The following is a 21,745-nucleotide window of genomic DNA, read 5'->3' on the forward strand; positions in this document are numbered from 1 at the left end:
AAAAAAACACGAATTCGACCAATTTACACGAATTAATTGGTGGAAACTGGTCGAATTCGTGTTTGAAATAGATTTTTATACAAGCTCGTACCCCGCATACGCTTCCTGAATCTCATTCAAGAGAGCAAATAATTCTTCAGGATGATCTAAGGTTACTAGTTTTAATTTGTACGGTTTAAAAGAATGAATCCCTTTAAAATAATTTGTATAATGAGGTCTTGTTTCTACAATCCCTAAACGCTCGCCTTTCCATTCCATTGCCCAAGTAAGGTGATTGCGCACCGCTTCGACTCTATCAACAACGGTAGGTTTTGCCAAGTGCTCTCCAGTATTGAAATAATGTTTGATTTCGTTAAAAATCCAAGGATATCCAATTGCGGCACGACCAATCATGATTCCGTCGATACCGTATTCGTTTTTATATTGTAATGCTTTTTCTGGGCTGTCAATATCTCCGTTACCAAAAATAGGCATCTTAATTCTTGGGTTGTTTTTTACACGTGCTATGTGTGACCAGTCGGAATGACCTTTGTACATTTGGGCACGTGTTCTAGCATGAATACTCAAAGCCGCAACTCCAAGATCTTGCAAACGCTCAGCTACCTCATCAATATTGATAGAATTATCATCCCATCCCAAACGCGTTTTTACCGTTACGGGTAAATGGGTACTATCAATAACCGCTTTTGTCAAGCGAATCATCAAGTCAACATCTTTTAACACTCCGGCCCCAGCTCCTTTACAAACCACTTTTTTTACCGGACAACCAAAGTTAATATCTATAATATCTGGATTTACAGTAGAAACGATTTTAGACGATAACGCCATAGCTTCTTCGTCTCCACCAAAAATCTGAATACCAACAGGTCTCTCATAATCGAAGATATCTAGTTTCATTCGGCTTTTGATGGCATCACGAATTAGTCCTTCGGAAGAAATAAATTCGGAGTACATCATATCAGCACCGTGCATCTTACACAACCTACGAAAAGGTGGGTCGCTCACATCCTCCATAGGAGCAAGAAGTAAAGGAAAATCCGGTAATTCTATGTTGCCAATCTTAATCATCTGCTTAAATTTTGTGCAAAATTACGCTTTTTTGATCAAAGCATGAAATAGCGACGATGAAAGACTTACTACTTAACTCATTAGTTTGCGATTTGGGACTTTGAAACTGTTGAATTTAAACTATCTTTGCAGATTAATGGTCGCAGCATGAATGCGCGTGAGATTTGAAATTAAAAGGAGGACAGCCAGTGGCCGTCAGGTAAATTACCCCAAAGATGAGTTTGAGTTTGGGACTGCAACAAAAAGCCTTTTAGTTCTGAGATTGCCAAGCAAGATCGCAATAACAAGATTGTAGCGAAAAGCCCGGCCCTTGTGGTCACGCCTGGAAATAACTTCAGGGTAAGCCAAAAATAAAATTGACAGATGGATAAGATGAAAAAAATAAGGAATTTCTGCATTATTGCACATATTGACCACGGAAAAAGCACACTTGCTGACCGTTTACTTGGCGCTACACAGACTGTTACTGCGCGTCAAGAAAAAGCACAATTGCTTGACAACATGGACTTGGAACGCGAACGTGGGATTACAATTAAGAGTCACGCGATTCAAATGGAATACACTTATAAAGGAGAAGAATATATTCTAAACCTTATTGATACTCCTGGACACGTGGATTTTTCATATGAAGTTTCTCGATCTATAGCAGCATGTGAAGGAGCGCTTTTGATTGTAGATGCGGCTCAAAGCATTCAAGCACAAACGATCTCTAACTTGTATTTGGCTTTAGAAAATGACTTGGAAATTATTCCAGTTTTAAATAAAGTGGATTTACCATCTGCTAATCCTGAGGAAGTAAGTGATGATATTATTGATTTATTGGGATGTAAATTAGAAGATATTATTCATGCTTCAGGTAAAACTGGTTTTGGTGTTGAAAATATTTTGGCAGCAATTATCGAAAAAATACCTCCCCCATCAGGAAATATTGATGAACCATTACAAGCTTTGATTTTTGACTCACACTACAATCCATTCCGTGGAATTGAAGTTATTTTCCGTGTTAAAAACGGTCAGATAAAAAAAGGTCAGAAGATTAAATTCATGGCTACTGGAAATGAATATTTTGCAGATGAAATTGGTACTTTGAAGTTAAACCAAGTTCCGAAGCAAGTCATTTCAGCAGGTGATGTTGGATACCTAATTTCAGGAATTAAAGAAGCTAAAGAAGTAAAAGTAGGTGATACGTTGACCGATGCGAAAACACCAACAACAAATATAATCAAGGGTTTTGAAGATGTGAAACCAATGGTTTTTGCAGGAATCTACCCAGTGGATACGGAAGATTATGAGGAGTTGAGAAACTCTATGGAAAAACTACAATTGAACGATGCTTCACTTGTATTTCTACCAGAAAGTTCGGCAGCATTAGGTTTTGGTTTCCGTTGTGGATTCCTTGGAATGCTACACATGGAAATTATTCAAGAGCGTCTGGAAAGAGAGTTTAACATGACGGTTATCACAACTGTACCTAACGTTTCCTACCACGCCTTTACCAAAAAGGAACCAAACACTATTTTGATTGTAAACAACCCTTCAGATTTACCTGAGCCATCTCGTTTAGATCATGTTGAAGAGCCATTTATTAAAGCAACTATCATTACCAAGTCTGATTACGTTGGGAATGTAATGAGTTTGTGTATCGAAAAACGTGGATTGATTACTAATCAAACATATTTGACTACAGAAAGAGTTGAATTGACTTTTGACATGCCTTTGGCTGAGATTGTATTTGACTTTTATGACCGTTTGAAAACCGTTTCTAAAGGTTATGCTTCTTTTGATTATACGCCAATTGGAATGAGAACTTCTAGTTTGGTAAAAGTAGATATTTTATTAAACGCTACTATTGTGGATGCTTTGTCATCCTTGATGCATACCGATAACGCTTACTCGATAGGTAAAAAAATGTGTGAGAAGTTGAAGGAATTGATTCCAAGACAACAATTTGACATTCCGGTACAAGCTGCTATTGGCGTGAAAGTGATCTCTCGCGAAACTATTAAAGCGTTACGTAAAGATGTTACTGCCAAATGTTATGGTGGAGATATTTCTCGTAAACGTAAATTACTTGAAAAACAGAAAAAAGGTAAAAAACGTATGAGACTTGTTGGGAATGTTGAAATTCCTCAAGAAGCTTTTATGGCTGTTTTGAAATTGAATGATTAATTTTTTTTTAGAAAACAATATAGAATAAAAAGGAAACCTGATGATGTAAAAATTATCAGGTTTTTTTATGCTTTTCTAATTTCACTCTCCCTTTTTGGAGGTCAACAAATTTTATTTATCGTTCAACCATTCAAATAACCTTTTAGCATCTTCCAGTTTAAATAGCTGAGTGCCTTCATTCATTGTAGCGGCAGAACCACAGGCAACTCCCCAACGAATTACTTCTTTCAATGGTTTGTTTTGAGCTAGCGCCCAAGTCATTCCGCCCACCATGCTGTCTCCGGCACCTACAGTACTTTTTTTAGCAACATTTGGAGCAGGAACGTAATCATAAGAATCTTTGGTAACTAATACAGCACCTTGAGGCCCCAGAGAAACAACCACAATTTCGGCTCCACCCTTTGCAATGATTTTTTTTGCTGCAGCATTTACTTCTTCCATTTCGAGCTTTTCTACTCCTATCAGTTTGGCTAATTCACCTACATTAGGTTTTATCAAATAAACACCTATTTCTAATGCTTTTTTCAATGCTTCCCCAGATGTATCAACAATCAGTTTTGAATTTGATTTTTTTGATATTTCTGCAATCTCTTGATAAAAATCTACTGGTAAACCTTCCCTTAAACTTCCGCTTACAACGATAAATTTCGAATCCTGACTTTCAACAGTTTTAATAATTTCGTTTCTTTCAGCATCCGTAATTGAGGTTCCTGGAAAATTAAAACGGTATTGCGAATTGGTATTGTCATCAACGGCTACAAAACTTTCCCGAGTCCAGTTTTTAGTTTCAATGGCTTGAAATGAAATCAATTCCTTATTTAGAATCTCTTTTATCATTTCGCCTGAAGGCCCACCAGAAGCAAATACCGCTAACGAAGTTCCTTCTAGACGGGATATTGCTTTAGAGACGTTAATTCCCCCTCCTCCCGCATCATATAGCGGAGCCTGACATCTTATTTTCTGTTCAGGAACTAACCCAGAAAAATGAGCGCTTTTATCTAGGGCTGGATTTACAGTTATGGTAACTATATCAAATGATTTCATTTTGTTTGATTTTACTACTCTAAAGATGCGAAAAAATATTCAAATCTCATATGTTACTATTTAACTACTTCTTTTCAAATGATGAATCCAGAATTAATTAGACAAAACCTTTGTACCTTTGCAAACTCTGGACTGTTTTAGAATCCCGTACAGAAAAACAAACTTAAAAATATGATTGAAGATAAAACCCCACAACGTACTAGTATTGCTCAATTAGGAGAATTCGCATTGATTGATCACCTAACAAAAAACTTTGAAATCATCCAACCTTCGACCTTAAAAGGAATTGGTGATGATGCTGCAGTGCTTGATTTTAAAGACAAAAAAGTCGTTATTTCAACAGACATATTAGTTGAAGGTGTTCATTTTGATTTGGCTTACATGCCTTTGAAACATTTAGGATATAAAGCAGTGACTACAAATATTTCTGATATTTGTGCAATGAATGCAAAGGCTACACAAATTACTGTTTCCATTGCCGTTTCTAATCGTTTCCCTTTAGAAGCATTAGATGAATTATTTGCAGGAATCACACATGCTTCTAATGAATATAAAGTAGATGTAATCGGTGGAGATACTACTTCTTCACAAAAAGGATTAATCATCAGTATAACTGTTATCGGCGAAGCAGATGAAGAGGAGATAGTTTATAGAAATGGTGCAAAACAAACTGATTTATTAGTAGTAACTGGTGACATTGGCGCCGCTTATATGGGGTTACAAGTTTTAGAACGTGAGAAGCAAGTTTTTCAAGTAAATCCAAATTCACAACCTGATTTAGATGCCTATACTTATTTAATAGAGCGCCAACTTAAACCGGAAGCTAGAAAAGACGTTCGCACCTTATTGCATGCCTTGGAAATAAAACCAACATCAATGATTGACATTTCAGATGGATTATCATCAGAAATTATGCATTTATGTAAGCAGTCAAATGTAGGTTGTAATTTGTATGAAGATAAATTACCACTTGATCCACAGTTGATTAATGTTTGTGAGGAATTCGACATCGATTCTACGACGGTAGCGATAAACGGCGGTGAAGATTATGAATTGCTTTTCACCATTGCAATGGAAGATTTTGATAAAATTAAAGGAAATCCTAATTTCTCTATCATTGGTCACATGACGCAGGAAAGTGAAGGAATACATTTGATCACTAGAGCCAATACTAAAATTCCTCTAAAAGCGCGTGGCTGGGATGCCATGACGGAATAAAAAACAAAAACGGCATTTATAAATTTATAAATGCCGTTTTTTTATGCTTGACGAACTGTTAAAACAACAATCCTATATTTCGCGCTTCGCGAACTAAGTCGATATCACTTCCATCAACTACTTTCAATAATTCCTTAAGATTTAACTTTCGCACTTCGATTGCATTTAGAGATATCGGTATGTATTGCGGCATGTCTTTGGCTTTTGTCCCTTTAGACAAATGAAATAAAATCTGCTTATCAAACAAGTCAATTTCAACGCTATGATTTTGCGACTCCAGCATCTTAATAACTGATTGACTGTAATACGTTTCGTTTTTTATCACTTTATCAAAAGCAAATAATAACTCATCAAATGTTAAGTCGTTTTTTATAACTAATCCATTCGGATTTATATTCTTAATAATTGTTTTTATTTTTAAAAACTCAGTGAACATCGTAAGCAAGATGATTTTGCAATTTGGCATAAATTCTAAAATCAATTTCGCCAAATCTTCACCTGAATAAATACCCTTATCCTCATAGGGCGGCATACTAATGTCTAAAAAAGCTATATCAAAAACTACAGATTCTGGGTTAGTAATAACGTTATAGGCTGACTCACAATCCTTGGCTTCCGTTATAAAAAACTCATGATTATTCGGGTTATATCTTGTAATTGCATTTTTATATCCCTGTATAATAAAAGGATGATCATCCACAATTAGTATATTACTTTTTGCAGTTGTTGGAGCAGCTGATTCAAATGTCATTTCTATGTAGGTATTAGTTTTTGTTCTATTGGAATGATAATGGTAATAATTGTACCGTCTCCTTTTTTTGATTTTATATGAAATTCACCGTGGCACTCTTTTGTTCGAGAGAGCATATTTTGAATCCCTATACCCTTCTTTTTTATTTTTGAATTAAATCCGACTCCGTCATCACTAATCACTAGGGATAAATTGCCATCTTTCTTTTTTAATTCAATTTTAATCGTATTTGCATTGGCATACTTATTAATATTTTGAAGCGATTCTTGTATAATACGATACAAATTAATCTTCACGGAGTTCACTAAAAGCTCCCATTTTATAGTGCTGTCAATATTTGAAACTAATTTAGACGGATACGTTTTTCTTTGTTCTTCAAACAGGTTGTCGACGATGGCAACGAAGTTATTGATTAATTCTGATTTTTCCCTATTTAAATCATGTGAAATTTCACGAATATCCTGTTCTATATTCTTTAACTCAGATAAATAACTACTTCTTTGCTGGACAGCCATCTCATCCTGAAATCCATTTAAACCATCTAAATTCATACGGACACCAAACATCCTTCCTAAAACACCATCATGCAGCTCCTGGGCAACCCTTCTTTTCTCTTCAACTCTATTAGTTTCTATAGTATTTTGCTGAGATATCATTAAGTTATAAATATCCTCATTCGCTTTCTGTTGCTGTTGCTTATATAAAAGCACTTTATTTTTAGTCTTCTGAGCTTTAATAATGTATGTAAGCAAACCTAGGATAGTTATAAAGCTAAAAACATATACTAAATTCCTGTTTTGAGTTGTTAAATCTGAATTCTCCCCTCTTATTACATCTGTTTCATATTCAATGCGAGCGAATTTTTCTCCCATACTTCGATCTACTTTTTGTAATTCTTCATTGATATGAATGTACTCCTTATTATAAACTGCCGCATTTTTAGGATCTATAATTGATAATTGTTTCAAAGCAACTAAAACATCTCTAGAGATATCAGTCGAATTTGCTAAAAACAGGGCTTCATTAGAATATTTTAGTGCACGTACAGTATCTTTTTTAGAAGCGAAATATTCTGACAAATGGATTTTATTAACAAATACTCCATTAGTTAATTTTAGACTGTCTTTAAATCTAAGTGATTGGAAAAACATATCTGGAAGCCCGTTGGTTTCATTGAGCTTAAATTTTGCATAGGCTAAGTTATCTAATAATAAAGCATATACATAAGGTTTTTGAGTACTCAAATCTTTTTGATCTAATCCCTTTTGAAAATAACTTTTGGCTAAGTCATACTTTTTATCATTTAAGTATAAAAAACCCATGTTATTATACGAAGTGGCCCTAGATTGAAATTCTGGATATATTATATCATCATCAATTACGGCAAGTGCTTTATTATGATAAATAATCCCATTCTCAAATTCTCCCTGTTCACAATAAGTTATTCCTAAAAGGTTGTAAGCATCATAGTATATACTATTGAATCCTTTTTCTCCTTTAATAATGCGCAATACACTAAAAGCAGCTTTTTCAGTTTCCGAAAAATCTCCAATTCGAAACTGTAAATCCGCTTTATTAATTATTGTTTTGCTACGATTAACTTTATCTTTAAGATCTTCATATGCTTTTTCAGCCTTGTCGTAGTACATGAAGGCACTATCAGAAACCGATTGAGAAACATAAAAATCTCCGAGATAAGTATATGCTTTTGCCTTACTGAGAGAGTCATTTGCAAGTTCTGACTTTTTTAAAACTATATTAACAACTTTACTATATTCTTTCAGTTTGTTAATATTGTAGTACCTATTTGCTACCTTAAATAGGTTTATGCGATTTAAAGAATCATTGTCATTATCGGCTACAATTTCAAACGCTTTTTGTGTATACTCCAATCTTTTATCTCTTGATAAAGACAAATCATTGGCTAAAGTAAAATAGTTAGATAAACTATCTTGCGAAGTTGACATATCGCTGTTTTGCTCATTTTTCTCGGAACAACCAAAAAAAACACACAAAAAAAGCGATCCTAAAAATATATTATATTTATTTTTCAATTATTGATTGAGAATTTTATCAAAAATAGTAAAATAAAACTATTGGCATAAAAAAAAGCTATCAAATAAATGATAGCTTCTATAATTTTGAAAATTTATAACTTTTAGTCCATTTTCATATTTCCGCCTGAAGCGTTTCCGCCAATGATATCCATTTTCATATTTCCACCTGAAGCATTCCCTCCTATGATGTCCATTTTCATGTTTCCTCCTGAAGCATTTCCTCCAATGATATCCATTTTCATATTTCCTCCTGAAGCGTTTCCTCCAATGATGTCCATTTTCATATTTCCTCCTGAAGCGTTTCCGCCAATGATGTCCATTTTCATATTTCCACCTGAAGCGTTTCCGCCGATGATATCATTAGAAGTTGGTGTAGTGAAAGAAGTTAAGATCATTACTAAAGAGAAAAGTCCGATTGTTAAGATAGATTTTTTCATAATTTGGGGATTTTTATGTTATTTTTTTGTTTTTACATTTATATAACGACCTGATTTCTGCGTCATTACAATGTAAAAGTACATAGGAGCTTTCTCTTTTTCTTACAAAAAAAAGGTTAAATGGTAGAATGCTATCGTTTGAGAGCGAATGATAGTCAAATCTTGGTGGATGGTGATTTTTTAAATTTCTAAATAGTTTCCGTTAGAAATTTCAGATATTATAAGGTCTATATTAACCTTATATGACTTAGAAAATGGAATCTTCGCCGTCGTGTTTTTAATATAACACACTGCGTTTCCTGTATGGATCCTAGAAATGTAACGCGAGTTAACTATATAACTATTATGAATCCTTACAAAGGGATAAGACAAGACGCCCTCAAAATGTTTCAATGTTTTGAAGGCAGTGATCATTTCGCCACCATTAAGGTGAATATCTGTAGAATTGTTATCTGCTTGCAAGTAACATATATCTCTGGCATCAATGTACCTGTGATCACCGTACGATTTTATACATAATATGAGAGGCTCCTCAGTAGTTGGAGTTTCATACTGCATCACTACAGCTGGTTTCTCATTAAGAACTTGTGGTTGCGCTAAAGCGACTATACTATCAGCGTTCGATTTATTTAACTTCAAGATTGACTTTATAAAATCGATACCTGCCAAAGGTTTTAAAATATAATCCGTAACGTCATATTGAATTGCTTCGTAGGCCAAGTCCTTTTTAGAAGTGGTAACAATAATTTTAGGAATAACTTTCAAATAACGATGCAATTCATTGATTAGCATCAATGATAAGTTGCTCTTTTTATTTGAAGGATCAATCTCGAGAAAAATTAATTGGGGAATATGCTCTAATATAAGGTTTAAACCTTCTTCATAATTATTTGCCGAAGCTACAAAGTCAAGCTCCGAAAAACTATCAGCCATGGCTTTTGTTTTCAAAACACTTTCTTGATCGTCGTCAATAATAATGTACGAATAGTTCATCTATAGCTCTTCCTAAATTGTTAGGCGTATTATTTGATGCTTAAATTCAGCTTATACTTCAAAAAATAGCAAAATCTATGGTAGTTTTGGGAAACTCATTAAATAAAAAATCAGTTGTTTATCATTATTTAACAAATTAAAAATACATGTTTCAGTGAGTATTGAAGTCCGATGTTAATATGTTGTTAACAAATGTTCATAGATTATGATGAACTGCAAATAAATCCGATTAACTACACTATTGTCATGGCCAGAAAAGACCTCATTTTAAACACTATACGGATTTAACCCCTGAAAAAACAAAAGGCTTTCCAAATTGGAAAGCCTTTTTATATACTATAAAGCAAGTTGTTACATTTTCATCAACCAGTTTTTCATAGACACTTCATTTTCAATAATCGAATTCAAGTCAGAAATTTTAACTCGATCTTGTTTCATCGTATCACGATGACGAATCGTTACTGTTTGATCTTCTATTGTTTGATGATCCACTGTAATACAAAATGGAGTTCCCAGTGCATCTTGTCTTCTGTAACGACGACCTACTGCATCTTTCTCATCATATCCCACATTAAAATCCCATTTTAAGTCTTCAACGATTTTATGAGCTATTTCAGGTAAACCATCTTTTTTAACCAATGGCAACACCACTGCTTTCGTAGGCGCTAGGACTGACGGTAATTTCAACACTGTTCTTGTTGAACCATCTTCTAAAGTTTCTTCTTTCAATGAAGTTGCAAAAACAGCCAAGAACATTCTGTCTAATCCAACAGATGTCTCCACTACATAGGGAACATAATTCTGATTCAGTTCAGCATCAAAATATTGTAATTTTCTACCTGAGAATTTTTCGTGTGCTTTTAAATCAAAATCAGTACGAGAATGAATCCCCTCTAATTCTTTAAATCCAAAAGGAAAATTAAATTCTATATCAGCAGCTGCATTAGCGTAATGAGCTAGTTTTTCATGGTCATGAAAACGATAATTTTCCTTACCTAACCCTAGAGACAAATGCCATTTCAATCGCGCTTCTTTCCAGAATTCATAATGTTTCATTTCATCACCTGGACGAACAAAAAATTGCATTTCCATTTGTTCAAACTCACGCATACGGAAGATAAACTGTCTTGCAACGATTTCGTTTCTAAATGCTTTCCCCGTTTGAGCAATTCCAAAAGGAACTTTCATTCTACCGGATTTTTGAACATTCAAGAAATTAACAAAAATACCTTGAGCAGTTTCTGGACGCAAATACAAATCCATCGCAGTATCAGCTGATGCACCTAATTTTGTTCCAAACATTAGATTAAACTGTCTTACTTCAGTCCAATTACGAGAACCTGTTTCAGGACAAGCAATTTCTAACTCTTCAATTAATGCTTTTACATCTTCTAGATCTTCGTTTCCTAACGAACGTCCTAAACGCTCAAGAATTTCTCTTTCTCTCGTTTTGTATTCAACAACTCTAGTGTTCGTTGACACAAATTCAGCTTCATCAAAAGCGTCGCCAAAACGAACTTTTGCCTTTTCAACCTCTTTAATTGCTTTGATATTAAGCTTTTCAGCATAATCTTCAATTAAAACATCGGCTCTATATCTTCTCTTCGAATCTTTATTATCAATTAACGGGTCATTAAAAGCATCCACGTGGCCAGAAGCTTTCCAGGTTGTCGGATGCATTAATATTGAGGCATCAAGACCTACAATATTATCATTCAACTGAACCATAGCTTTCCACCAATATTCTCGTATGTTCTTTTTTAATTCTACTCCGTTCTGTGCATAATCATAAACTGCACTTAAACCATCGTATATTTCGCTTGACGGAAAAATAAATCCGTACTCTTTTGCATGCGAAATTACATTCTTAAATATGTCTTCTTGTTTTGCCATACTGCAAAAATATAAAAAGTGAACTTAAAAAAAGAAAAATAGCGGAAGTTTGAATCATTCATTTTCATATTTTTATAAATAAATCAGCAATTTAATGTTTAAATATCTTCTAAATCTATTCTTTCCTCCCGTATGCAGTGGATGCAACTCGTTTTTACTGACAAATGAAAAAGTAATATGTACGGTTTGTCGACATCATATTCCATTAACGAACCATCATTTATCACCTGAAAATGAAGCTTTCAAAAAATTCTATGGCCGAATTCCATTGGAATATGCCTCAGCATTTGTCTATTTCCATAAAAAAGGAATCGTACAGGAACTTATTCATAAATTAAAATACAAAGGCCATGAGGAAATAGGAACTATTATAGGAAACTGGTATGCCGAAGAATTGAAAGAAAGCACGATCCTAAAAACGGCAAACGTAATCATCCCAGTTCCTTTACATAAAAAAAAATATAAAGAACGAGGCTACAATCAGGTAACTACTTTTGGATTGGCACTTTCGGAGGAATTCAATATACCCTATAATGACTCCATATTGTTTCGAGCAGTATATTCAAAAACACAATCACAAAAAAGTCTACTAGGAAGAAGCGAAGGAATTGACACTGTTTTTGATGTTAACTTTGGCGAAAAGGATCACAATAAACACTTTCTACTTATTGATGATGTCATCACGACAGGAGCTACCCTAGAAGCCTGCTCCAGAGCTTTGTTGAAAATTCCGGGTGCCAGAATTAGTATTGTATGTATGGCCATGGCACAATCCTGATGTTTTCAATGTAATCTTATGTTTGATCACATTATAAAATATTTTAATTTCCAAAAGAAAGTAAGCTATTGCAAAACATAGGAATTTAATAACCATCATTCAATTAGAATAAACATTATAGAGTATTCTTATTTTAACACGTACTGGCTTTCATGCCGCTAATAGCTAGCTAATCAGCAGGAAAAACAACACTATCAATTAAATAAATGTTATAATAGCTAAATAGAATTTCCAATTCCAAAGTTAAATGTTTAAATTTGGATAAAATTTTTATAAATCATTAAACAAATATATCATGGCTTTTGAATTACCTCAATTACCTTATGCGTATGACGCATTAGAACCTTATATTGATGCACGTACAATGGAAATTCACCATTCGAAGCATCATAACGCCTATACTACCAACCTTAATGCAGCAATCGCAGGCACTGATATGGAAGGCAAGACTATCGAAAATATTTTGATTAACCTAGACATGAAGAATACTGCCGTTCGTAACAATGGTGGAGGATTTTATAATCATAATCTTTATTGGAATGTAATGACTCCAAATGGAGGTGGGCTTCCAAACGGAGATTTACTAACTGCAATTGAAAGTGCTTTTGGATCTTTTGAAGAGTTTAAAGCTAAATTCAGTAAAGCTGGAGCAACACAATTTGGTTCAGGATGGGCTTGGCTTTGTGTTCACAAAGGTGGAAAACTTGATGTTTGTGGAACTCCAAATCAAGACAATCCATTAATGCCTGGAATAGGATGTGGTGGAACTCCAATCTTAGGAATGGATGTTTGGGAGCATGCTTATTATTTGCATTACCAAAACAGAAGACCTGATTATATTGAAGGTTTTTTCAATACAATCAACTGGACAGAAGTATCTAGAAGATTTGCATCAGAGAAATAATAAAGAAGATTAGAATTGGGAGGTACAAATTGTAAAACCCACTATAATTAACTTCAGAAATAAAAAAGTCGAATGAGCTATATAAAGTTCATTCGACTTTTTTTATGTGCTTTTTTTAACCTCTAACTCCGAAACTATTCTCTTCAGTTTACTCCATAAAAAAGGCGGAATTGCTTCCGCCTTCTTTGCCCCAAATCTACCATAAACTTAACCTACTAATTTTATGGTGATATAAATTTAAGACAAAAAAACACTGCTTGCAACTATTTAAGACAAACAACAAATAAAAACGATAAATTACTGAATAATAGATTTTTACCGTATATGTTATAAGAAAAAGCACATCAAATACTGGACATGTTTAACTTGAACTAACAAAAGTGAAATAAATCTTTAAGCTGACGACAGCGCTAAATAAAAAAGCAGTAAATCTCAATATATGAAATTCACTGCTTTTTTTTTTTCATTTTATTCCAATAAAAAAGGTGGAATTGCTTCCACCTTTTTTGCCCCAAATCTACCATAAACTTAACCTACTAATTTTATGGTGAGCCAAAACTAAATCAAATCAAAGATGTTGGCAAATTTTTTAGATGAACAACCAATATAAACGTTTAAATGCATTTCTGGGAAATTAATACGCTCTAGCGTCTTTTCCTTCGTAGAAATTCATAAAAGCTCTATTCACTACTCTATTACCACCTGGTGTAGGATAATCTCCTGTAAAATACCAATCACCTAAATTTTTCGGACAAGCGATATGTAAATCCTCAACTGTTTGAAATATAATTTTTACTTCAGCATTAATCTCCGAAGAGCTCAACATTTCTGCAATTTTATCTGAAACCTCTTGCGGCTGGAAAGGTTCATAAATGGCCGTAACATAATTTACTACCTCATGGTCTTTATAATTTTCCTGCGATTTACATTTTAAATAAACTTCATCAACAATGTGATATAAGTTTCTCTCTTTAAGCAATTCTAAAGCTGCTTTAAAGGCTACTAAACCTTCTAGCTTAGCCATATCGATACCATAACAATCAGGATACCTTATTTGCGGCGCAGACGAAACGACAACAATCCTTTTTGGGTTCAAACGATCCATCATTTTGATAATGCTCATTTTTAATGTTGTCCCTCTTACGATACTATCATCAATAATCACTAAATTATCTGTTGGTTTAATAACTCCATAGGTCACGTCATAAACATGCGCTACTAAATCATCCCTACTACTGTCTTCCGTAATAAATGTTCGTAGTTTTGCATCTTTAATCGCTACTTTCTCAGTACGAATCTTTACTGAAAGTAATTCTTCTAAAGAATCTGCAGTTAATTTATCTGTATTTTCGAGAATGTAATTTTTCTTTCTCTGATTTAAGAAATCTTGAGCTGCTTCTACTAAACCATAAAATGAAGTCTCAGCCGTATTAGGGATATATGAAAAAACAGTGTTATCTGTATCTTGATCTATCGCATTTAAAACTGCAGGCAAAATTAATCTACCTAGATTTTTTCTTTCTTGATATATTTCAGCATCACTTCCTCTAGAGAAATAAATCCTTTCAAATGAACAGGCTTTCTTCACTGTAGGTGTCAAAATTTCCTGCATCGAAACAGTTCCATTTTTTTTGATAATTAGCGCATTTCCAGGTTCAATTTCTTGAACTTTCTCAAAAGGTACATTAAATACTGTTTGAATAACTGGTCTTTCAGAAGCGACAACAACTACTTCATCATCTTGATAAAAATAAGCTGGGCGAATTCCTGCCGGATCCCTAAAAACAAAAGCATCACCATGACCAAGAAGTCCTGCCATAGCATACCCACCATCTAAGTTTTTTGAAGCCCTAGTCAATATTTTAGCGACATCTAGTTTTTCTGCAATAACTGGAGATGCCTCTCTCTTTGACAAGCCATTGTTTTTACACTCTTGGTATAAGTCAGTAACTTCATCATCCAGAAAATGCCCTATTTTCTCCATTACAGTAACCGTATCCGCCATCTCTTTTGGATGTTGACCCAATTCAACTAGACTTTGAAAAAGCTCCTTTACATTAGTCATGTTGAAATTTCCGGCTAATATCAGGTTTCTGTGCATCCAGTTATTCTGACGTAAAAAAGGATGAACACTCTCGATACTATTTTTTCCAAATGTTCCGTAACGAACATGTCCTAAAAACAATTCGCCTATGTACGGAATATTTGCTTTTTGAAGCGCCACATTATCCGCATATTCAGGATGCGCAGCCATTTCTTCGTTTACCCTGTCGTTTATTTGAGCAAAAACATCTTGTATTGGCTGAGCATGATTCGATCGCACTCGGCTAATATATCTTTCTCCTGGCTCAACATCAAGTTTGACACTGGCAAAACCAGCACCATCTTGTCCACGGTTGTGTTGTTTTTCCATTAGAAGGTACATTTTCTGTATTCCGTAGAATGCAGTCCCGTACTTCTCTTTATAAAACTCAAGCGGTTTAAGTAGTCTAACTAAGGCTATCCCACATTCATGTTGTAAAGCATCGCTCATCGTATTGTAGTTTGTTGTGTTGTTATTTCCTAATATAAATTCTTACAAATAGCATGTAAAATTATGAATCAAAAAAGCCCCGTTTCCGAGGCTTTAAGACATTATAATTCTATATCAAATTGTGTTAAAGATTTGAATTGTTTCAATCTTGACACTACTTCCTTCTTATCCAAGTCAATCATTCTTTCTGTTCCAAATTTCTCAACACAAAAAGAAGCTAAATTTGAGCCATAAATAATGGCATTTTTCATGTTTTCGAATGATACGTTTTCACTCTGTGTAATAAATCCTGCAAATCCACCTGCAAAAGTATCTCCTGCACCTGTTGGATCAAAAACTTCTTCTAGTGGCAAAGCTGGTGCAAAGAAAACCTGAAGATCATGAAACAATAATGCACCATGCTCTCCTTTTTTAATTACAACGTATTTAGGTCCCATAGACTGAATTTTGGCCGCAGCCTTAACAAGAGAGTATTCTCCTGAAAGTTGTCTAGCCTCCTCATCATTGATAGTAATTACATCTACGCGTTTCATTACATCAAGCAATTCCGGTAATGCACAATCCATCCAAAAATTCATAGTATCTAAAACTACTAATTTTGGTTTGGTTTCCATTTGGTCTAAAACACTGCTTTGTACTAATGGATGCAAGTTTCCTAGCATTACAACATCAGCATTTTTATAGTTCTCTGGAACTTTAGGCTGGAAATCAGCTAAAACATTCAATTGCGTATCTAAAGTGTCTCTTGAATTTAAATCGTTATGGTAACGACCGCTCCAAAAGAAGGTTTTTCCTCCTTTAACTACTTCAAGACCAGAAATATCAATATTTCTTTCCAATAGTAAATCCAAATATTCTTGCGGAAAATCATCTCCAACTACAGAAACTATAGCCGATTGCAAATTAAAAAAAGAAGCCGAAAGTCCTATATAAGTACCTGCTCCACCTAAAATTTTATCTGTCTTGCCAAAAGGAGTTTCAATTGCGTCGAAAGCAACGGTCCCAACAATCAATAATTTGTTCATTTTATGAGTTTCGAATTAAGGTGCAAAGGTAGTTTATAAGTTACAATATTGCAACGGGTCTCAATTGTAAAGTTTTGCTAATTTAAACAGTTCGCTTTTTAATAAATTATATCTTAAATAAAAAATCTTATTATTTACAATCTACAGTTCTAATCAAAAGTCTTTATTTTAACAAGGAAATAATAGCCTCATTTTCTTGATTCACCGCATAGTCCAAAGCCGTTTTCCCGAAAATATCCTTTTGATGCGTATTGACTTTATATTTCAACAAAATTTCCACACATTTTTCCTGACCAAAAGTGGCTGCAAAAAACAGCGCATTTGCCTTATTATAATTTACTAAATCTTGACTCGCTTTATGTGCCAATAACAATTCTGCTAAGGAACAATATCCCTTGAAACATGCACCCATCAAAGCGGAATTACCGGAAGAATCCTGAATGTCTAAATTTGCTTTTTGCGAAATCAAATACGTTGCAACCTCATAATTATTATTGTAAACAGATAGAATAAGCAAACTATAACCAGAGGAATTTAATAAATTTATATCATTCCCTTCCTGTACAAAGTTTTCAATCGTTTTTACATCATTCGTTCTTGCCGCCTCAAAAACATCTCTGTTTTGCGCATTCAAAAGACCAGAAATCAAAATCAAAAGGGTAAAGATTATTTTTTTCATTTTATTTAAAATTTAAATAGTAAAGGAGCGCTGAAAAACGCTCCTTTATTAAGTTTTCTTACAATTATTGCATCATTAAAGTTTCTATTTCTTTACGATCCATTTTAAGTTCTTTTGCTAAACGCATTCCGTATTCACTGTCCGCTTGATAAAAATGAGCAATCATCTTAGCAACAATCACTTTGTTTTTTACTTGTTTTAAAGCACCTGATAAATTAAAAATTAATGCATCTTGATCTTTTTTAGAAAAAGAACGGTATAAATCTCCCGCTTGAGCAAAATCATTTGGTTTCGAAATTTTTGACTGTGCTGTTGTTACGTTTACAAATTCTGATTTTGAATATTTAAATTTCGCATCATCCTTTACCTCCGGTTTATTTGTTGAGGGCTGATAATTTACATCACCAGTTTGAGGGCGCAATGACATATACCCATTTACATTGTAAGTGGTTACCTCATTTTTAGGCATGTTTACTGGAATTTGTTGAAAATTCCCTCCTAAACGATGGCGTTGTGTATCAGAATATGAGAACAATCTCCCTTGTAATAATTTATCTTCGGAAGGCTCAATTCCCGGAACCAAAATTGCAGGCGAAAAAGCAGCTTGCTCTATTTGTTGAAAATAATTGGAAGGATTTTGATTCAAAGTCATCGTTCCCACTTTAATCAGTTTAGCAATTTTTTCAGGCCAAATTTTAGTAGCATCAACAGCATTAAAATCCAAAGCCAAAAAATCTTCCTTTTTCAACATTTGAACATACAAATCCCATTTCGGAAAATTTCCTTTTTCAATTTCGTTGCGCAAATCCAAAGTGGCATGTTCAATTTGGGTAGATTGAATTGCATTGGCTTCGGCTTGCGATAAATTACGTACTTCTTGTTGTGGAACCCATTTGTATTTTACATACGTTACTTCGCCTTTCGCATTTACCCATTTGTAAGCATGTACTCCATTGCCTTCCATTTGGCGGAAATTTGCAGGGATCCCATAATCAGAAAATAACCAAGTCAACGTGTGTGTTGATTCAGGTACATTGGAAAAAAAATCGAATACTCTATTCGGATCTGATGCGCCATTTGTTATTGGGGATGGTTTAAAGGCATGAACCATGTCTGGAAACTTCATTGCATCGCGAATAAAGAAAACAGGCAAATTGTTCCCTACTAAATCATAGTTCCCTTGTTCTGTATAAAATTTAACAGCAAAACCTCTTGGATCACGGTACGTTTCTGGTGAACCTGCTTGATGCGTTACAGTAGAAAAACGAACCAATAATGGTGTTTTTTTACCCGCCTTATTTAAGAAATCTGCCATTGTAACATCTGAAAAATCAGAGACTGCTACAAATTCTCCAAAAGCACCAGCTCCACGAGCATGAACTACTCTTTCCGGAATACGTTCACGGTCAAAGGCAGCTAGTTTTTCAATTAAATGAATGTCTTCAAGAAGGACTTGTCCGTCTTGCCCTATTGTTTTTGAATTTTGATTGTCTCCTACCGGAGCTCCAGAATTTGTTGTCAAGGTTTGACCAAATGTTAGCTGAGTTATCACTATCGCTAATGACAACACGAGTGCTTTTTGTTTCATAAAAGTATTTTTAATTTATTTATCATTACAAAAATATTGATAAAAAACATATTGACATAACTGAAATTTTATATCTTTGTCATTGACAACATCTATACACATGAACATCCAACAATTAGAATACATAATTGCAGTAGATCGATTGAAAAACTTTACAAAAGCTGCTGAATATTGCAATGTTACCCAAGCAACATTAAGCACAATGGTCAAAAAATTAGAGGAAGAGCTCGAAATAATCATTTTTGATCGAAAAAAAAACCCAACTGAGACTACCGAAATTGGACTTGAAACGGTTGAAAACGCGAAAAAAGTAGTTCTTAACGCCCAACTCTTGAAAGAGAATGCTAAAAAGGTTAATGGAAAAATTGAAGGGAGGATTAGAATTGGAATCATCCCTACAATTGCAAACTCTCTATTGCCAAAAATCATAAAACCTATTTTAGCAAACTATCCTGATTTAAAACTAGAAATCTCAGAATTAACAACTAATTCCATTACAAAACAGTTGAAGGAAGGACAGCTTGATATGGGAATCGTTGCAACGCCTTTACACGAACCCGAAATTGAAGATATCATTTTGTTTTATGAAACTTTAATGGTGTATGGCGATATTGATCCCGTGCAAAATTATATTTTACCAGACGAAATAAGAAATCATAAAATCTGGCTTTTAGAAGAAGGGCATTGCCTGAGAGAGCAATTTATTAAATTATGTTCTTTAAAGAAAAAAGAGAAAATGATTGGAAATTTAAAACTTGAAGCTAGTTCGTTTGATACTTTATTGAATATGATTGACGTGTTTGGCGGATTAACTTTAATTCCGGAATTATACTACAACACCCTTTCTCTCGAAAGGAAAAAACAGGTCAGTTTTTTTAACGCTCCCATTCCAGTGCGTGAAATGAGTATTATTTACCACAGACCGTATGCAAAAATCCGAACAATTGAAGCACTCGCCAAAGTTATTCAAAGTACAATAAACGAAAATTTAATTTCGAATAAATATAAAAAAAGCGAATTAGCTATAACTCAAATATAACGATCATTCACACGTGCTTTCATAAAAAGTGTCTATTGAAAGGTGCTTTTGCATTGAGGCCATAACAGCCAGTTCATCGCAACGTTCATTCTGCGGATGATTATTATGACCTTTTATCCATTTAAAATCAACTTGGTGTTTTCTATAAATAACTAAAAGACGTTTCCATAAATCAGAATTTTTTCGATCTATAAATTTCTTTTTCTCCCAACCAAAAACCCATTTCTTCAATACTGAATCAACCACATATTTCGAGTCAGAAACGACAAGCACCTTTGTATTGGGATTCTTTAATTTTTCCAGACCTACAATTACCGCTAACAACTCCATCCTATTATTAGTCGTCAACCTAAATCCTTCAAAAAACTCTTTTCTATAGGTCTTACCTTCCTTCACACTCTCCATAACTACACCGTAGCCTCCTTTTCCAGGATTTCCTTTGGCAGCTCCATCAGTATATATATGTACGTCGTAATTCATTTATTGTCTCTAAATTTATGCGAGGATGAAAAATATTTATTGTTTTTTTAAAAGATCTCTAATTACTTCTGGAAAATATCGCTGCTCTAGATCATGTATTTTTTCGGCAATCACATCTGCTGTATCCGTTCCCAAAACCACTACTTTCTTTTGAAATATCACCCCTCCTTCATCATAATTTTCATTTACATAATGAATGGTTATGCCCGTTTCCTTTTCTTTATTCTCAACAATTGCTTTATGCACATTCATTCCATACATACCTTTTCCTCCGTATTTAGGCAGTAATGCTGGATGGATATTTATAATTTTATTGGGATAAGAAACGATAATATTTTCAGGGAATTTCAATAAAAATCCCGCAAGAACAATCAAATCGGGTTCAATTAGATTTAATTTTTGTAGTACTTTGCTTTCAATTAGTTCTTCTTTCGAAAAAACCTCTGTTGGTATTTCATTATTTTTTGCTCGTTCAATTACCTTGGCACTTGGATTGTTTGTAAAAACTGCAACCACCGTTCCAGTTTCACTTGAAGCGAAATACTTTATAATATTTTCAGCATTAGTACCCGATCCAGAAGCAAAAACCACTATTTTTTTCATAATCTACCCCATTTTAATTACGCAAAAAAAGGCATAAAAAATGAAAATAAATAGCATTGCGACCTCTTTGTTAAAATTTATTTTATAATTTAGTTGACACATTTATCAACTTATTCGTTGTTTTAAAATAAAGTTTTTTATTTTTGCCAACAAATTAAATTCTAAAATTAAAGATTATGTCAGACATTGCATCAAGAGTAAAAGCGATTATCGTAGACAAATTAGGTGTTGACGAAAACGAAGTTGTAACAGAAGCAAGCTTCACTAATGATTTAGGGGCTGATTCATTAGACACTGTTGAGCTTATTATGGAATTCGAAAAAGAATTTGACATTCAAATTCCAGATGATCAAGCAGAAAACATTGCTACTGTTGGTCAAGCTATTTCTTATATCGAAGAAGCTAAAAAATAATAATTTAAACACCCGCTTACTTCAACGTTTGCGGGTGTTATTATTTTTTTTTAAAATTAAAATCAAGATTGAT

Annotated in this window: 19 protein-coding genes; 6 read left to right on the forward strand and 13 right to left on the reverse strand. The window is 33.9% G+C overall.

Annotated features, from left to right (window positions below; translation table 11 throughout):
- Positions 1-75 precede the first annotated feature (75 nt).
- A complete protein-coding gene (gene dusB, locus AAC069_RS03425; protein WP_339919105.1) occupies positions 76-1,068 on the reverse strand; it encodes a tRNA dihydrouridine synthase DusB in 993 nt (330 codons plus the stop codon).
- A 372-nt stretch (positions 1,069-1,440) separates the two neighbouring features.
- Between dusB and lepA the strand changes: the two genes are divergently transcribed.
- A complete protein-coding gene (lepA, locus tag AAC069_RS03430) occupies positions 1,441-3,237 on the forward strand; it encodes a translation elongation factor 4 (RefSeq protein ID WP_339919106.1) in 1,797 nt (598 codons plus the stop codon).
- Positions 3,238-3,348: 111 nt separating this feature from the next.
- Here the strand turns inward: lepA and AAC069_RS03435 are convergent, their stop codons facing one another.
- Entirely contained in the window at positions 3,349-4,281 is a 933-nt protein-coding gene (locus AAC069_RS03435) for a 1-phosphofructokinase family hexose kinase (RefSeq protein WP_339919107.1), read from the reverse strand.
- A 171-nt stretch (positions 4,282-4,452) separates the two neighbouring features.
- Between AAC069_RS03435 and thiL the strand changes: the two genes are divergently transcribed.
- On the forward strand, positions 4,453-5,499 hold the full coding sequence (gene thiL / locus AAC069_RS03440) for a thiamine-phosphate kinase (protein ID WP_091091337.1): 1,047 nt from the start codon (positions 4,453-4,455) through the stop codon (positions 5,497-5,499).
- Positions 5,500-5,557: 58 nt separating this feature from the next.
- On the opposite strand, the gene AAC069_RS03445 is transcribed toward thiL, so the two are convergent.
- The 5 genes from AAC069_RS03445 to AAC069_RS03465 form a co-directional block, all read right to left on the reverse strand.
- Positions 5,558-6,250, reverse strand: coding sequence for a response regulator (locus tag AAC069_RS03445; RefSeq protein WP_339919108.1), 693 nt, complete (start codon positions 6,248-6,250; stop codon positions 5,558-5,560).
- Between the two features lie 2 nt (positions 6,251-6,252).
- Complete coding sequence (locus tag AAC069_RS03450) at positions 6,253-8,304, reverse strand: ATP-binding protein (RefSeq protein WP_339919109.1); 2,052 nt, start codon at positions 8,302-8,304, stop codon at positions 6,253-6,255.
- Positions 8,305-8,408: 104 nt separating this feature from the next.
- The gene (locus AAC069_RS03455) at positions 8,409-8,744 is read right to left on the reverse strand and encodes a 3-oxoacyl-ACP reductase (RefSeq protein ID WP_339919110.1); all 336 of its coding nucleotides are present in this window, start codon (positions 8,742-8,744) and stop codon (positions 8,409-8,411) included.
- A 180-nt stretch (positions 8,745-8,924) separates the two neighbouring features.
- Positions 8,925-9,737: a LytTR family DNA-binding domain-containing protein gene (locus AAC069_RS03460; protein ID WP_339919111.1), complete on the reverse strand. Its 813-nt coding sequence runs from the start codon at positions 9,735-9,737 to the stop codon at positions 8,925-8,927.
- Between the two features lie 351 nt (positions 9,738-10,088).
- A complete protein-coding gene (locus tag AAC069_RS03465; protein ID WP_339919112.1) occupies positions 10,089-11,630 on the reverse strand; it encodes a glycine--tRNA ligase in 1,542 nt (513 codons plus the stop codon).
- A 94-nt stretch (positions 11,631-11,724) separates the two neighbouring features.
- On the opposite strand from AAC069_RS03465, the gene AAC069_RS03470 reads away from it, so the two are divergent.
- Positions 11,725-12,408 carry a ComF family protein gene (locus AAC069_RS03470; protein WP_339919113.1) on the forward strand — a complete coding sequence of 228 codons (684 nt, stop codon included), beginning with the start codon at positions 11,725-11,727 and terminating at the stop codon, positions 12,406-12,408.
- 295 nt (positions 12,409-12,703) lie between these two features.
- A complete protein-coding gene (locus AAC069_RS03475) occupies positions 12,704-13,312 on the forward strand; it encodes a superoxide dismutase (protein ID WP_339919114.1) in 609 nt (202 codons plus the stop codon).
- A gap of 634 nt (positions 13,313-13,946) precedes the next feature.
- Here the strand turns inward: AAC069_RS03475 and AAC069_RS03480 are convergent.
- From AAC069_RS03480 to AAC069_RS03495, 4 genes are all read right to left on the reverse strand, one after another.
- The gene (locus AAC069_RS03480) at positions 13,947-15,845 is read right to left on the reverse strand and encodes an amidophosphoribosyltransferase (RefSeq protein ID WP_339919115.1); all 1,899 of its coding nucleotides are present in this window, start codon (positions 15,843-15,845) and stop codon (positions 13,947-13,949) included.
- A gap of 101 nt (positions 15,846-15,946) precedes the next feature.
- The gene (locus tag AAC069_RS03485; protein ID WP_091091085.1) at positions 15,947-16,870 is read right to left on the reverse strand and encodes a PfkB family carbohydrate kinase; all 924 of its coding nucleotides are present in this window, start codon (positions 16,868-16,870) and stop codon (positions 15,947-15,949) included.
- Positions 16,871-17,033: 163 nt separating this feature from the next.
- Entirely contained in the window at positions 17,034-17,549 is a 516-nt protein-coding gene (locus AAC069_RS03490; protein WP_339919116.1) for an ankyrin repeat domain-containing protein, read from the reverse strand.
- A gap of 64 nt (positions 17,550-17,613) precedes the next feature.
- Positions 17,614-19,137 carry a catalase gene (locus AAC069_RS03495; RefSeq protein WP_339919117.1) on the reverse strand — a complete coding sequence of 508 codons (1,524 nt, stop codon included), beginning with the start codon at positions 19,135-19,137 and terminating at the stop codon, positions 17,614-17,616.
- A gap of 100 nt (positions 19,138-19,237) precedes the next feature.
- On the opposite strand from AAC069_RS03495, the gene AAC069_RS03500 reads away from it, so the two are divergent.
- Entirely contained in the window at positions 19,238-20,176 is a 939-nt protein-coding gene (locus tag AAC069_RS03500; RefSeq protein WP_339919118.1) for a LysR substrate-binding domain-containing protein, read from the forward strand.
- A gap of 3 nt (positions 20,177-20,179) precedes the next feature.
- Here the strand turns inward: AAC069_RS03500 and rnhA are convergent, their stop codons facing one another.
- Positions 20,180-20,656 (reverse strand): ribonuclease HI, encoded by a 477-nt coding sequence (rnhA, locus tag AAC069_RS03505; RefSeq protein ID WP_339919119.1) that lies wholly within the window; start codon positions 20,654-20,656, stop codon positions 20,180-20,182.
- 36 nt (positions 20,657-20,692) lie between these two features.
- A complete protein-coding gene (gene purN, locus AAC069_RS03510) occupies positions 20,693-21,259 on the reverse strand; it encodes a phosphoribosylglycinamide formyltransferase (protein WP_339919120.1) in 567 nt (188 codons plus the stop codon).
- A 176-nt stretch (positions 21,260-21,435) separates the two neighbouring features.
- On the opposite strand from purN, the gene AAC069_RS03515 reads away from it, so the two are divergent.
- A complete protein-coding gene (locus AAC069_RS03515; RefSeq protein WP_007137004.1) occupies positions 21,436-21,672 on the forward strand; it encodes an acyl carrier protein in 237 nt (78 codons plus the stop codon).
- Positions 21,673-21,745: the final 73 nt, after the last annotated feature.

Source organism: uncultured Flavobacterium sp., assembly GCF_963974175.1.
Lineage (GTDB): Bacteria > Bacteroidota > Bacteroidia > Flavobacteriales > Flavobacteriaceae > Flavobacterium.

What these genes read in the sequence shown, in the direction of transcription:
- dusB (WP_339919105.1), bottom strand. Translation starts at nt 1,068, where the DNA reads ATGATTAAGATTGGCAACATAGAATTACCGGATTTTCCTTTACTTCTT.
- lepA (WP_339919106.1), top strand. Translation starts at nt 1,441, where the DNA reads ATGAAAAAAATAAGGAATTTCTGCATTATTGCACATATTGACCACGGA.
- AAC069_RS03435 (WP_339919107.1), bottom strand. Translation starts at nt 4,281, where the DNA reads ATGAAATCATTTGATATAGTTACCATAACTGTAAATCCAGCCCTAGAT.
- thiL (WP_091091337.1), top strand. Translation starts at nt 4,453, where the DNA reads ATGATTGAAGATAAAACCCCACAACGTACTAGTATTGCTCAATTAGGA.
- AAC069_RS03445 (WP_339919108.1), bottom strand. Translation starts at nt 6,250, where the DNA reads ATGACATTTGAATCAGCTGCTCCAACAACTGCAAAAAGTAATATACTA.
- AAC069_RS03455 (WP_339919110.1), bottom strand. Translation starts at nt 8,744, where the DNA reads ATGAAAAAATCTATCTTAACAATCGGACTTTTCTCTTTAGTAATGATC.
- AAC069_RS03460 (WP_339919111.1), bottom strand. Translation starts at nt 9,737, where the DNA reads ATGAACTATTCGTACATTATTATTGACGACGATCAAGAAAGTGTTTTG.
- AAC069_RS03465 (WP_339919112.1), bottom strand. Translation starts at nt 11,630, where the DNA reads ATGGCAAAACAAGAAGACATATTTAAGAATGTAATTTCGCATGCAAAA.
- AAC069_RS03470 (WP_339919113.1), top strand. Translation starts at nt 11,725, where the DNA reads ATGTTTAAATATCTTCTAAATCTATTCTTTCCTCCCGTATGCAGTGGA.
- AAC069_RS03475 (WP_339919114.1), top strand. Translation starts at nt 12,704, where the DNA reads ATGGCTTTTGAATTACCTCAATTACCTTATGCGTATGACGCATTAGAA.
- AAC069_RS03480 (WP_339919115.1), bottom strand. Translation starts at nt 15,845, where the DNA reads ATGAGCGATGCTTTACAACATGAATGTGGGATAGCCTTAGTTAGACTA.
- AAC069_RS03485 (WP_091091085.1), bottom strand. Translation starts at nt 16,870, where the DNA reads ATGAACAAATTATTGATTGTTGGGACCGTTGCTTTCGACGCAATTGAA.
- AAC069_RS03490 (WP_339919116.1), bottom strand. Translation starts at nt 17,549, where the DNA reads ATGAAAAAAATAATCTTTACCCTTTTGATTTTGATTTCTGGTCTTTTG.
- AAC069_RS03495 (WP_339919117.1), bottom strand. Translation starts at nt 19,137, where the DNA reads ATGAAACAAAAAGCACTCGTGTTGTCATTAGCGATAGTGATAACTCAG.
- AAC069_RS03500 (WP_339919118.1), top strand. Translation starts at nt 19,238, where the DNA reads ATGAACATCCAACAATTAGAATACATAATTGCAGTAGATCGATTGAAA.
- rnhA (WP_339919119.1), bottom strand. Translation starts at nt 20,656, where the DNA reads ATGAATTACGACGTACATATATATACTGATGGAGCTGCCAAAGGAAAT.
- purN (WP_339919120.1), bottom strand. Translation starts at nt 21,259, where the DNA reads ATGAAAAAAATAGTGGTTTTTGCTTCTGGATCGGGTACTAATGCTGAA.
- AAC069_RS03515 (WP_007137004.1), top strand. Translation starts at nt 21,436, where the DNA reads ATGTCAGACATTGCATCAAGAGTAAAAGCGATTATCGTAGACAAATTA.